Here is a 12,380-nt window from a genome sequence, read left to right on the forward strand (position 1 = left end):
TAAGCACAGCTCGGCCACTTGTGGATAAGTAAAGAGCGGGGATTCTACCGCTGTTCGGCAACAATCGCCCACTGCGCACTGACCGGCTGTGGATAAATCCCGCGCCTGATGCAGTACAATCGCGACTTTTAATCGCCAACCAGCCGGCCATTCCCATGATCGAACCCAAGCGCGTCCTACGCGCCCTCGCCGAACACTGGGCCTTACTGGAGCCACTGTGTGAACACTTCGACCAAGGCACCTTGAGCCTGGGCGAGCTGCGCGCACAACTGGCCGCCCAACAACTGGACAGCACGCCCCAGGACATCACCAACCTGCTGGACGTATGGATTCGCCTGGATATCCTGGTGCCTGTCGCCAAGAGCCCGAACCGTTTCGAGCTCAATGCGCAGATCCATGACTTCCTGGCTTATCTTCGCAAGGAGCACCGGCTTGGCCTGTGCCTGGAAATCGAAGCCTACCTGCGCCATCTGGAACGCCTGGCAGGCTACATCCAAGATGCGTTCGATATCCGTGACGGCCACGACCTGGCCCGTCAACTGCGCCTGCTCGACATGCGTGTGCGTGACGTGCTGAAAAAGCTCGCCAACGACGAACAGGCCCTCGCCGCAGTGGCCGACCGCGCCAAGACCAGTGACCGGCAGATCCCGCTACGCCAGCGTTACGCCGAGGTATTGGCGACCTGGGATGAATATGTCGAACCGATGATCCAACTGGTGAACGCCGATGGCGCCTTCGAACAAGGCGTGCGCAAGGTCGAGAATGTGCTGCTGCGCCTGCTCACCGAGCAACAGCGCCTGGGTCACCTGGTGGACGACGACATGCTGCTGCGCACCCACGCGCGCATTCTTGAAATGCAGACCAGTGCCCAGCTGACCTTGCGTCATGCGCGCGAACTGCTGTTGCCGCTGCGTGAAGAAGCCCGTCGGCACAACGCCGTGACCCGAGGCGCGGCGCTGGCCTTGTCGGCGATTCGCCGTAAAGGGCTGGACGCGGTGCCGCAAGCGGCGTTGCCCATGTTTACCCGGCCGCAAAGCACCTTTCTCGGCAGTGCGAGCCAGGTGGAAGCCTATGTGTACGCCCTGGCGAATTTCGAGCCGAAACCGGCACGCTTCCCCAAGGCGCACAAATCCCACAGAGGCGAAGCCCAACGCGCGCCGCGCACGGTCAAGGAAATGCTCGAACGCTGCGAAGACGCACTGCCGATGCCGGACCTGATGACCTGGCTGCTGGAACAGGAACCGGACGGTGCCACCGACGAGTTGCTGTACTGGTTCTCGCGCCTCTCGCGGGAAAAACGTTTCAAGCGCGAACGCCTGGAACGCCGCGATTACCACACACACGAGCACCAGGTCAGCCTGCGCTCATTCGCCCTGCTCCCGGCCACGCCTGACGCCGCCGAGAATTCTGCGAGCACGCCTTATGCATCTTGATCTATCCGAACTGTCCCAGCTGGCGCCGATTTTTCGCGAGCTGTTCAAGGGTTACCACGTCAGCCGCCGCGACCCTGAACTGTATGCACAATTGTCAAACTTCCAGGACCAGTACCGCACGCTGTTCAAGGCCCTGGGCTTTGAATTGGTATGCGACACCCGGGGTTTCTACTATTTCGTGCCGGACACCGCCGTGGCCGCCGCGCAAGTGAACAAGACCGCGCAGCGCCTGGCGTTGTTCACCTTCATCATCGTCGAACATTTGGCCGACCAGGGCCGCGACCCGATCGCCGTGCTGGACGGTGGCAGCCTGGGCCGCGATGAGCTGCCGTCGTTGCTGGAGAAGTACCGCGACCTGTTTATCCAGGCCGAAGTGCAGACCCAGGAAGAACTCGAAGAGAAAATCATGCGCCGCATGACCCAACTGGGTTTTGCCAGCGAAGACAACGGCGTGTACCGCTTCCTGCCGCCGATGCACCGTTTCCTTGATGTGTGCCTGTCGGTACAGCAGGATCGCGACCTGGCCGCCAGCATCCACAGCGTGTTGCCATTGCCGGCACCGGTGATCATCGACGAAGACAGCGATGAAAAACTGCTGGAAACCGATGACCCGCTGGACCTCAGTGACTTTACCGAAGAAAGCGAAGAAGACGCCCTGGCTCGTGCCATTGCAGAAGAACAGGAGACCGACGCATGAGCAAGGAACGCTACGGCATCCGCCGCTTCGCCCTATTGAACACCGCCGGCTACAGCCTGGGCTTGTTCCCACTGGAAGAACCGCTGTCGGTCTATGGCGCGAACAACCTGGGCAAATCCGCGTCGATCAACGCCTTGCAGTTCCCGATCCTGGCGCGCATGTCGGACATGAGTTTCGGCAAGTACACCCTGGAACAATCGCGGCGCTTCTACTTCGCCAGTGACACCAGCTACATCCTCGTGGAAGTCTCCCTGCCTCACGGCCCCCACGTGATCGGTGTGGTCGGACGTGGCCCGGGGGGCGGTTTCGGCCACCAGTTCTTTGCCTATGCCGGCAAGCTGGACCTGGCCCATTACCAGAAAAACGATACCTGCCTGCGCCAGAAAGAGCTGTTCACCAACCTTGAGCGCGAAGGCCTGAAAGCCTATGAACTCAAGCCCGATGAACTGCGTCGCCTGCTGGTGGGCGGCCATACGTCGATCCCACTGGACCTGACCCTGATTCCGCTACGCTCCACCAGCGAGCAGAGCCTGAAGACGTTCCGGGCACTGTTTATCAACCTGCTGCACATGCGCGAAATCACCGCGGCCAAGCTCAAGCAATTGTTCCTCGACGCGTTCGAACACAGCCTGCGTTCCGGCAGTGTCGATTACATCGCTGCATGCGAAGAGGCCTTCCGTGATGTACGACGCATGGAACAGGACTACAACTCGCTGGTGGCCGCCGGGCCTTTGGTCGAGGCACTGTCCAATGGTGTGAAGCAGCGCGATATCCTGCGCGGCAAACTGCATCGCCTGTCGCCGTTGCTGGATTCGTTGCTGGGCACTTGGTCGGATTACGCCAGTGCGCGCAAGGAAGAACTGACGATCCAGGCCGAGCACTACCGCAACGAGCAGGACGCACTGCAGAACGACCAGCGCGGCGGCACCCAGGAGCTGATGCGCCTGGAGCGGGAGATCAGCGGTATTCAGCGCTGGTTGGGCGAGTTGTCGGTGCTCAAGCATCGCTTTGCCTTGGTCAATGACGTCAAGGTGCTGGAGCAGCAACTGCTGGCGGCCAAGGATGCCCACGATGAATTGGCCGGTGCCCTGGCGCAGTCGCGACAATTCAGCGCCGAGGATCTGGACGAGCGTCTGCGGGATCTTGAAAAACGCTTGAAGTCGGTCAGGCAGCAGCTCGACCACGCAGACAACAACAGCTACGCCAAACTGCGTGAAGAGTTCTCGCAGCAGGATGTCGAACGTCTGATGCGCCTGTTCAACAGTTCGCTGTTCAGCCTGCCATTGGGTGAGCACGGCATCACGCTGGACGAGGACGGCCAGTGGGTCAAATCCCTGGAGCAGATCCTCGACGGCTTCAAGGGCGAGCGCTTCGAAGTGCCGGGGCTGTCCATCGACATCTCCCACATCGAGCCACCGGCGTTGCAAGCCTTGGCGGATCGCGCAGCACTGCGTGACCAGAAAGAACGCCTGGAAAAAGAACTCAAGCAGCTCAAGACGCAACAGGCGGTCGCTGCTGACCGCGCGGCGAGCAAGACCCAGACCGAAGCGCTGTACCAGCAAGTGCTGGATGCGCAAAAGGCCTTGGAAGACTTCCGCCGTACGCAAACCCTGAGTGCCGAAGAAGGCGAAAAACTGGAAAGCCTGGCGCAGATGGAAGCCGCCCAGGATGAGTTGAAACGCTCCAGCGATGCCTTCACCGAGCGCGTTCAGCAATTGTCGGCCAAGTTGCAACTGGTCGGCCGTCAGATCGCGGATATGGAAGCCAAGCAGCGTACGCTGGATGACGCCTTGCGCCGTCGCCAACTGCTGCCGGCGGACTTGCCGTTCGGCACGCCGTTCATGGACCCGGTCGACGACTCCATGGACAACCTGCTGCCACTGCTCAATGACTACCAGGACAGTTGGCAAGGTTTGCTGCGCGCCGATGGCCAGATCGAAGCGTTGTATGCGCAGGTACGCCTCAAGGGCGTGGCCAAGTTCGACAGCGAAGATGACGTAGAACGCCGCCTGCAACTGTTGATCAACGCCTATGCGCACCGTACCGACGAAGCCCTGACACTGGGCAAGGCGCGCCGTGCGGCGGTCACCGATATCGCACGTACCCTGCGCAATATCCGTAGTGACTACGACAGCCTGGAACACCAGTTGGCCTTGTTCAACCGCGAGATCAACAAGCGTCAGGTGTCCAACCTGCAGAGCTTTCGCATCGTGTTGGCGCCGAACAAGGAGGCGCTCAAGCATATCGACCAGATCATCCACAGTGCCGGTCAGTATGAGGAAGGCGAAACCTTGTCGGTGTTCGACCTCAGCCAGAGCGCCGAGCAGGACAACAAGAACGAAGAGGCCAAGGAATACCTGGCACGCCTGGTAGCCGCCAACCATAACCAGCTGGGCCTCAAGGACTTGTTCGAGCTGGCGTTCGAGATCACCAAGGTGCACGGCCAACCGGTGATTCACACCGACATCGACGGCGCGGCGTCCAACGGCACCACCATGACCATCAAGGCGCTGACCAACATGTACTTGTTGCTGCACTTGATGGACCGCGACCAGGCCGGACGCGTGCGCTTGCCGTACTACCTCGACGAGGCGGCGGACATCGACGAGAAGAACCAGGCCGCGCTGCTGGAAACCAGCTTGCAGCTGGGCTTCGTACCGATCCTGGCGAGTGTGAAGCCGCAGGTGTCCGCCCAGGTGGCGATTGACCTTGAAGGCGGCAGCGGGCCGAACGGCATCTACATCGATGAAGCGGACTGGAAGTACATCCGTCGTCACGATGTGGTGAAGGCAACGATGAACGTGCAGGCGGACGAGCCGGAGTTGGATGAGGTTTAATCCACTGCGCTGAAACGCAAAAGGCCGCGATCTGATGGATCGCGGCCTTTTTTATGGTTTTGAGTAGCGTGGAGCCCTTGGAGGCCTCTTCGCGAGCAAGCCCGCTCCCACAGTTGACCGAGTGTTCGCTGTAGGAATGCGGGCGAATGTGGGAGCGGGCTTGCTCGCGAAAGGCAGCGCCTCGGTCTACTTGCCCAGAGGAATCTTAGGCGCCCAGGTCAGCCATTCATCTTCGAACTTGTCGAACAGCGCAAAGGTTTGCTGTGGTCGTGCGGCGTTGCCCATGCGCTCGCCGTCAGGAGTCGCGAAAGCAATACCGCCGGCAACCAGGGTTTCCAGGGACTCGGTACGTACGGTAGCGCCTTTGAACAAGCCGAAGTCAACACCAAAACCGCTGGTGTTCCAGAAACGGCTGCCACTACGTACCAGTGGCGCGTACTTGGGCTCGATCAGGATATGGATCAGGACACGGTCCGCGGTCTGGCCCAACTCGTAACCCGTGACCTTGCCGACGGTGACTTCTCGATAGGTGACCGGCACCCCTTCCTTCAACGAACCACGGCGGGCGGCGCTGAGTGTCAGGCTCAGGCCAGCCTCCTGGTGGGCGGTTTCAGGAGGCTGGTCCAGCGCGACGAAACTCTTTTGCGCAGTGGCGTTTTTCGCCGCCGGCTGCACTTCGATGTATTGGCCGGTGACCAGGGTTTCCAGGTTCGACGTTTTCATCAGGCCCAGCTCAGGCTTGACCACCCAGAACTGGCTGCCTGCGCGCGCGATCCGATCGGCCACTTGGGTGATACGTGCGCTGAGCAATACCGATTGCATGTCGGCACTCAGGTCAACGCTCTCGATCTTGCCCACATCCAGTCCCTTGAAACGTACCGGTGTGCCCGGGCGCAGTCCATCGGCACGATCAACCCTGATGGTCACCAGGGTGCCATGCTGATTGGCCGCGTCACGGTCAGCGAACAGGCGGAAACGTGGAATGCGCCTTTTCAGGGGTACGTTGGGCTCCGGGGTTTCGAAAGCAATACCGCCAGCCATCAGGCTGGCCAGCGACTCACTCTTGACCTGGATGCCGCCGGTCAGACCGCCAGTCAGGGTGACGCCGCTGGCATTCCAGAAGCGCGTCGAACCGTTGACCAGGTTTTCGTATTCCTTCTCGATGTGAACGCCGATCACAAGCTGCTTGTTCTTGCGGGAGAACTGGTAGCTCTGCACCGAGCCGACTTTGACTTGTTTGTAGAGGATCGGACTGCCCACATCCAGGGAGCCGAGGCTATCGGTGAGCAGCACCATGTGCAGGCCTGGGGAGCGCAGGTCCAACGGCGGAGCTTTGGCACGAGCAGTGAACTCGCGCTGTGGCGCGCCGCCTTTATCGCCAGGTCGGATGGCGATGTAGTTACCTTTGACCAAGGCTTCCAGACCAGTGATGCCCGCCAGTGAGATGGACGGCTTGACGACCCAGAACTGGGTGTCCTGCACCAGGTATTCCTCAGCGAGCGGATCGAGGGTCAGTTCAGCGTTAGCACTGGAGAGGCTTGGATCGATCTTCAGGGTTTTCAGGCTACCGACCTGGATACCTTTGTACATGACGGGGGTGCGTCCAGCCTGCAAGCCTTCGAAATCGGTCAGTTTGACCTTGACCCTGATACCGGCCGCGGCCGCATCAAAATCCTCATACAGACGGAAGGGCAGGCTCGGGTCGGTCGGCGGACTGTCCTTGCGATTCTCCGGCGTGGCGAAGGCGATACCGCCGGCAACGATGCTGGAGAGGGATTCGCTGCGCACCTTTACGCCGGAGAGGTTGGCGTCGATGCTGATGCCACTGGCGTTCCAGAACCGCGTATGTTTGCGCACCAGGTGGGCGTAGGTCGGTTCGATATAGACCTTGATCTCGACGGTGCTCTGGTCTTCGGAGAGCAGGTAGCTTTTGACCTGGCCAACTTGGATCTGCTTGTAGAACACCGGGCTGCCACGATTCAGCGAGCCGAGTCGATCGGCCTTGAGGGTCAAGTGCAAACCGGGCTTGGCGTCAGATAACGGTGGCTCTTCAGACAGCGCCTTGAATTTGCGAGTGGGTTCACCATCACCTGGACTGGCAGCGATGTAGTTACCTGAGACCAGGGTTTCAAGACCGGTGATACCCGCAAGACTGACGCTGGGTTTGACCAGCCAGAAACGCGTGTTGGTCTTGAGATACTGCTCAACGTCTTTGTTCATTTCGATGGTAGCGATCACACCGCGATTGCTGCCTTCGTCATCCAGAGCCATGGCTTTGACCTTACCCACGGTCATGCCTTTGTAGACCACTTCGGTCTTGTTGACCTGAATACCTTCGCCGCTTTCAAAACGGACTTGGATCTCGATGCCCTGTTGGTTATAGGCACGCCATCCCAACCAGCCACCGATGATCAGGGCAATCAGGGGCAACACCCAAATGGCCGACCAGTTGGAGGCTGGGCGGGTTTTAGCTTTAGGCAAATCACTCATGGTCGTCGTCCGACTCCGTGTTATCCCAAATCAGTCGGGGATCAAAAGTTACTGCGGCAAGCATCGTCAAGATCACCACACTGGCGAACGCTGCAGCGCCGAGGTCAGCCTCGACACTGGCAAGCCGGCCAAAGTTTACAACCGCCACCAGGATGGCGATCACGAAGATATCCAACATGGACCAGCGGCCAATGAATTCGATGAAGCGGTACATGATAATGCGTTGTTGCGCGGACAGCGGTTGATGGCGCTGCACCGAAAACAGTAACAGACCGATACCCACCAACTTGAATGTGGGCACCAGGATACTGGCGATGAACACCACGGCCGCAATGGGGTACATACCGTGCTGCACCAGCTGGATCACGCCGGCCATGATGGTGCTGGGGTCGCCCTGGCCGAGGGTATTGATGGTCATGATCGGCAATAGGTTCGCGGGGATGTACAGGATCGCCGCAGTCATCAGCAATGCCCATGTGCGCGCCAGGCTGTTGGGGCGACGGGCATGGATAAGCGCACCGCAACGCGTGCACAGCTGCTCATCGGTGTCCGGGTCTTGCTTGTTCAGTTCGTGGCATTCGGTACAAATCAGAATACCTGCATCAATCGCTCGCATGATCATCCTCTCCAGACAGCGCCTGCCAGATCTGATGGGGCGACATCACCACCTCAAGCAGCACTTGAACGATTAATAGACTGACAAAACAGACGAGCCCCAGGCCGACTGTGATGGAGGCCATGTCAGCGAGTTTGACGATCGCCACAAGCACGCCCATCAAGTAGACCTCCAACATCCCCCAATCTTTCAGATGATGGTAAATGCGGTAGAGCAACAACCCATAGCTGCGGCCGACCTTCCAGCGGATGCTGAGCAGCACGGCCAACTGGCAGAGCAATTTGAGCAGGGGAATGCCCATGCTGCACAGGAACACCACCACCGCGACGCCTTGCATGCCGGTATCAAACAAACCGACGACGCCAGTCCAGACGGTATCTTCGGAGGATTGCCCGAGTAGATTGAGCTGCATGATAGGTAAAAAGTTCGCGGGGATGTAAAGCAATAGCGCGGCAATTACCAAGGCAAGGCTTCGCTCCACGACATTGTGGCGATGAGCGTACAACTCGTATCCGCAGCGTGGGCATTGGGCCTTCTCACCGATGGCGAGTACCGGTTTACGCATCAGCAAGTCGCACTCATGGCATGCCACCAGATCGTCCAGCGGTAAATCCGACACCTCAAGGGTATCAACCGGATCGGGCATAGTAGGGCTCAGACTCTAAAAATGGTTAGGTGCCTATTCTAGTGGCCTGGTTCAGAAATAACTGTGCAAATTTGTCGGGGAGTGCCGGTGAATTTTCGATCGCCCAAAACAAAACCCCATCTGCTTTCGCAAATGGGGTTTCGGAATTTAATCTTGACGATGACCTACTCTCACATGGGGAAACCCCACACTACCATCGGCGATGCATCGTTTCACTGCTGAGTTCGGGATGGGATCAGGTGGTTCCAATGCTCTATGGTCGTCAAGAAATTCGGGTACTGAGTCGCAGCCAGTCGGCTTCGCTTCAGCAAATTGGGTATGTAATAGAAGTCGGTGTCTTGTGAGCGTCGAACTTTCGGTTCATAGCGTCTTCACACACCGCAATCTGGCCTTTCGACTCAAATTGCTTGGGTGTTATATGGTCAAGCCTCACGGGCAATTAGTATTGGTTAGCTCAACGCCTCACAGCGCTTACACACCCAACCTATCAACGTCGTAGTCTTCGACGGCCCTTCAGGGAACTCAAGGTTCCAGTGAGATCTCATCTTGAGGCTAGTTTCCCGCTTAGATGCTTTCAGCGGTTATCTATTCCGAACATAGCTACCCGGCAATGCCACTGGCGTGACAACCGGAACACCAGAGGTTCGTCCACTCCGGTCCTCTCGTACTAGGAGCAGCCCCTCTCAAATCTCAAACGTCCACGGCAGATAGGGACCGAACTGTCTCACGACGTTCTAAACCCAGCTCGCGTACCACTTTAAATGGCGAACAGCCATACCCTTGGGACCGGCTTCAGCCCCAGGATGTGATGAGCCGACATCGAGGTGCCAAACACCGCCGTCGATATGAACTCTTGGGCGGTATCAGCCTGTTATCCCCGGAGTACCTTTTATCCGTTGAGCGATGGCCCTTCCATACAGAACCACCGGATCACTAAGACCTACTTTCGTACCTGCTCGACGTGTCTGTCTCGCAGTCAAGCGCGCTTTTGCCTTTATACTCTACGACCGATTTCCGACCGGTCTGAGCGCACCTTCGTACTCCTCCGTTACTCTTTAGGAGGAGACCGCCCCAGTCAAACTACCCACCATACACTGTCCTCGATCCGGATAACGGACCTGAGTTAGAACCTCAAAGTTGCCAGGGTGGTATTTCAAGGATGGCTCCACGCAGACTGGCGTCCACGCTTCAAAGCCTCCCACCTATCCTACACAAGCAAATTCAAAGTCCAGTGCAAAGCTATAGTAAAGGTTCACGGGGTCTTTCCGTCTAGCCGCGGATACACTGCATCTTCACAGCGATTTCAATTTCACTGAGTCTCGGGTGGAGACAGCGCCGCCATCGTTACGCCATTCGTGCAGGTCGGAACTTACCCGACAAGGAATTTCGCTACCTTAGGACCGTTATAGTTACGGCCGCCGTTTACCGGGGCTTCGATCAAGAGCTTCGCGTTAGCTAACCCCATCAATTAACCTTCCGGCACCGGGCAGGCGTCACACCCTATACGTCCACTTTCGTGTTTGCAGAGTGCTGTGTTTTTAATAAACAGTCGCAGCGGCCTGGTATCTTCGACCGGCATGGGCTTACGGAGCAAGTCCTTCACCCTCACCGGCGCACCTTCTCCCGAAGTTACGGTGCCATTTTGCCTAGTTCCTTCACCCGAGTTCTCTCAAGCGCCTTGGTATTCTCTACCCAACCACCTGTGTCGGTTTGGGGTACGGTTCCTGGTTACCTGAAGCTTAGAAGCTTTTCTTGGAAGCATGGCATCAACCACTTCGTCATCTAAAAGATGACTCGTCATCAGCTCTCGGCCTTAGAATCCCGGATTTACCTAAGATTCCAGCCTACCACCTTAAACTTGGACAACCAACGCCAAGCTGGCCTAGCCTTCTCCGTCCCTCCATCGCAATAACCAGAAGTACAGGAATATTAACCTGTTTTCCATCGACTACGCTTTTCAGCCTCGCCTTAGGGACCGACTAACCCTGCGTCGATTAACGTTGCGCAGGAAACCTTGGTCTTTCGGCGTGGGTGTTTTTCACACCCATTGTCGTTACTCATGTCAGCATTCGCACTTCTGATACCTCCAGCAAGCTTCTCAACTCACCTTCACAGGCTTACAGAACGCTCCTCTACCGCATCACTTACGTGATACCCGTAGCTTCGGTGTATGGTTTGAGCCCCGTTACATCTTCCGCGCAGGCCGACTCGACTAGTGAGCTATTACGCTTTCTTTAAAGGGTGGCTGCTTCTAAGCCAACCTCCTAGCTGTCTAAGCCTTCCCACATCGTTTCCCACTTAACCATAACTTTGGGACCTTAGCTGACGGTCTGGGTTGTTTCCCTTTTCACGACGGACGTTAGCACCCGCCGTGTGTCTCCCATGCTCGGCACTTGTAGGTATTCGGAGTTTGCATCGGTTTGGTAAGTCGGGATGACCCCCTAGCCGAAACAGTGCTCTACCCCCTACAGTGATACATGAGGCGCTACCTAAATAGCTTTCGAGGAGAACCAGCTATCTCCGAGCTTGATTAGCCTTTCACTCCGATCCACAGGTCATCCGCTAACTTTTCAACGGTAGTCGGTTCGGTCCTCCAGTTAGTGTTACCCAACCTTCAACCTGCCCATGGATAGATCGCCCGGTTTCGGGTCTATTCCCAGCGACTAGACGCCCTATTAAGACTCGCTTTCGCTACGCCTCCCCTATTCGGTTAAGCTCGCCACTGAAAATAAGTCGCTGACCCATTATACAAAAGGTACGCAGTCACAGAACAAAGTCTGCTCCCACTGCTTGTACGCATACGGTTTCAGGATCTATTTCACTCCCCTCTCCGGGGTTCTTTTCGCCTTTCCCTCACGGTACTAGTTCACTATCGGTCAGTCAGTAGTATTTAGCCTTGGAGGATGGTCCCCCCATATTCAGACAAAGTTTCTCGTGCTCCGTCCTACTCGATTTCATGACTAAGAGATTTTCGCGTACAGGGCTATCACCCACTATGGCCGCACTTTCCAGAGCGTTCCGCTAATCTCAAAGCCACTTAAGGGCTAGTCCCCGTTCGCTCGCCACTACTAAGGGAATCTCGGTTGATTTCTTTTCCTCAGGGTACTTAGATGTTTCAGTTCCCCTGGTTCGCCTCTTGCACCTATGTATTCAGTACAAGATAACCATCTTATGATGGCTGGGTTCCCCCATTCAGACATCTCCGGATCAAAGTCTGTTTGCCGACTCCCCGAAGCTTTTCGCAGGCTACCACGTCTTTCATCGCCTCTGACTGCCAAGGCATCCACCGTATGCGCTTCTTCACTTGACCATATAACCCCAAGCAATCTGGTTATACTGTGAAGACGACATTCGCCGAAAATTCGAATTTCTCAACTAAGAGAACTCACAAATTTTACCTTAGCCTGATCCGTTACCAGTGAAAGTAACGTTCAGTCTATCTTTCTATCACATACCCAAATTTTTAAAGAACGATCTAATCAAAGACTAGAAATCAACATTCACCATCACCTCGATGGAATGCTCATTTCTAAGCTTTAAACGTCAGAAGCAGTAGTGGTGGAGCCAAACGGGATCGAACCGTTGACCTCCTGCGTGCAAGGCAGGCGCTCTCCCAGCTGAGCTATGGCCCCGTATTTCTACAGGCGTTTCCCACACAAAA

The 12,380-nt window shown here is 56.9% G+C and carries 6 protein-coding genes, 1 tRNA gene and 2 rRNA genes; 3 read left to right on the forward strand and 6 right to left on the reverse strand.

What is annotated here, in order from left to right; genetic code table 11:
* Window positions 1-155: 155 nt before the first annotated feature.
* From mksB to mksF, 3 genes are read left to right on the forward strand one after another with little or no spacing between them, the layout of a single operon-like run.
* Window positions 156-1,433 (forward strand): Mks condensin complex protein MksB, encoded by a 1,278-nt coding sequence (gene mksB, locus MJP36_RS26620; RefSeq protein ID WP_060754760.1) that lies wholly within the window; start codon window positions 156-158, stop codon window positions 1,431-1,433.
* A complete protein-coding gene (gene mksE, locus MJP36_RS26625; protein WP_060754759.1) occupies window positions 1,423-2,130 on the forward strand; it encodes an Mks condensin complex protein MksE in 708 nt (235 codons plus the stop codon). Before mksB ends, mksE begins: the two co-directional genes overlap by 11 nt.
* On the forward strand, window positions 2,127-4,967 hold the full coding sequence (mksF, locus tag MJP36_RS26630) for an Mks condensin complex protein MksF (protein ID WP_060754758.1): 2,841 nt from the start codon (window positions 2,127-2,129) through the stop codon (window positions 4,965-4,967). Before mksE ends, mksF begins: the two co-directional genes overlap by 4 nt.
* 186 nt (window positions 4,968-5,153) lie before the next feature.
* Here mksF and MJP36_RS26635 read toward each other — a convergent pair whose 3' ends face one another.
* The 6 genes from MJP36_RS26635 to MJP36_RS26660 all read right to left on the reverse strand — a co-directional run bounded on the left by MJP36_RS26635 (window position 5,154) and on the right by MJP36_RS26660 (window position 12,351).
* Window positions 5,154-7,457, reverse strand: a complete 2,304-nt coding sequence (locus MJP36_RS26635) for a PqiB family protein (protein ID WP_060754757.1) — start codon at window positions 7,455-7,457, stop codon at window positions 5,154-5,156.
* Window positions 7,450-8,073, reverse strand: coding sequence for a paraquat-inducible protein A (locus tag MJP36_RS26640; RefSeq protein WP_060754756.1), 624 nt, complete (start codon window positions 8,071-8,073; stop codon window positions 7,450-7,452). Before MJP36_RS26640 ends, MJP36_RS26635 begins: the two co-directional genes overlap by 8 nt.
* On the reverse strand, window positions 8,060-8,719 hold the full coding sequence (locus tag MJP36_RS26645) for a paraquat-inducible protein A (RefSeq protein ID WP_060754755.1): 660 nt from the start codon (window positions 8,717-8,719) through the stop codon (window positions 8,060-8,062). The genes MJP36_RS26640 and MJP36_RS26645 overlap by 14 nt, the downstream gene beginning before the upstream one ends.
* A gap of 151 nt (window positions 8,720-8,870) precedes the next feature.
* Window positions 8,871-8,986, reverse strand: a 5S ribosomal RNA gene (gene rrf / locus MJP36_RS26650).
* 151 nt (window positions 8,987-9,137) lie between these two features.
* Window positions 9,138-12,029, reverse strand: a 23S ribosomal RNA gene (locus tag MJP36_RS26655).
* Window positions 12,030-12,275: 246 nt separating this feature from the next.
* Window positions 12,276-12,351: transfer RNA gene (locus tag MJP36_RS26660), tRNA-Ala, on the reverse strand.
* Window positions 12,352-12,380: the final 29 nt, after the last annotated feature.

The sequence above is a fragment of the Pseudomonas palleroniana genome, from assembly GCF_022836895.1.
Lineage (GTDB): Bacteria > Pseudomonadota > Gammaproteobacteria > Pseudomonadales > Pseudomonadaceae > Aquipseudomonas > Aquipseudomonas palleroniana.

Excerpts from the sequence above, each read along its gene's own strand:
- mksB (WP_060754760.1), top strand. The coding sequence starts at position 156 with ATGATCGAACCCAAGCGCGTCCTACGCGCCCTCGCCGAACACTGGGCC.
- mksE (WP_060754759.1), top strand. The coding sequence starts at position 1,423 with ATGCATCTTGATCTATCCGAACTGTCCCAGCTGGCGCCGATTTTTCGC.
- mksF (WP_060754758.1), top strand. The coding sequence starts at position 2,127 with ATGAGCAAGGAACGCTACGGCATCCGCCGCTTCGCCCTATTGAACACC.
- MJP36_RS26635 (WP_060754757.1), bottom strand. The coding sequence starts at position 7,457 with ATGAGTGATTTGCCTAAAGCTAAAACCCGCCCAGCCTCCAACTGGTCG.
- MJP36_RS26640 (WP_060754756.1), bottom strand. The coding sequence starts at position 8,073 with ATGCGAGCGATTGATGCAGGTATTCTGATTTGTACCGAATGCCACGAA.
- MJP36_RS26645 (WP_060754755.1), bottom strand. The coding sequence starts at position 8,719 with ATGCCCGATCCGGTTGATACCCTTGAGGTGTCGGATTTACCGCTGGAC.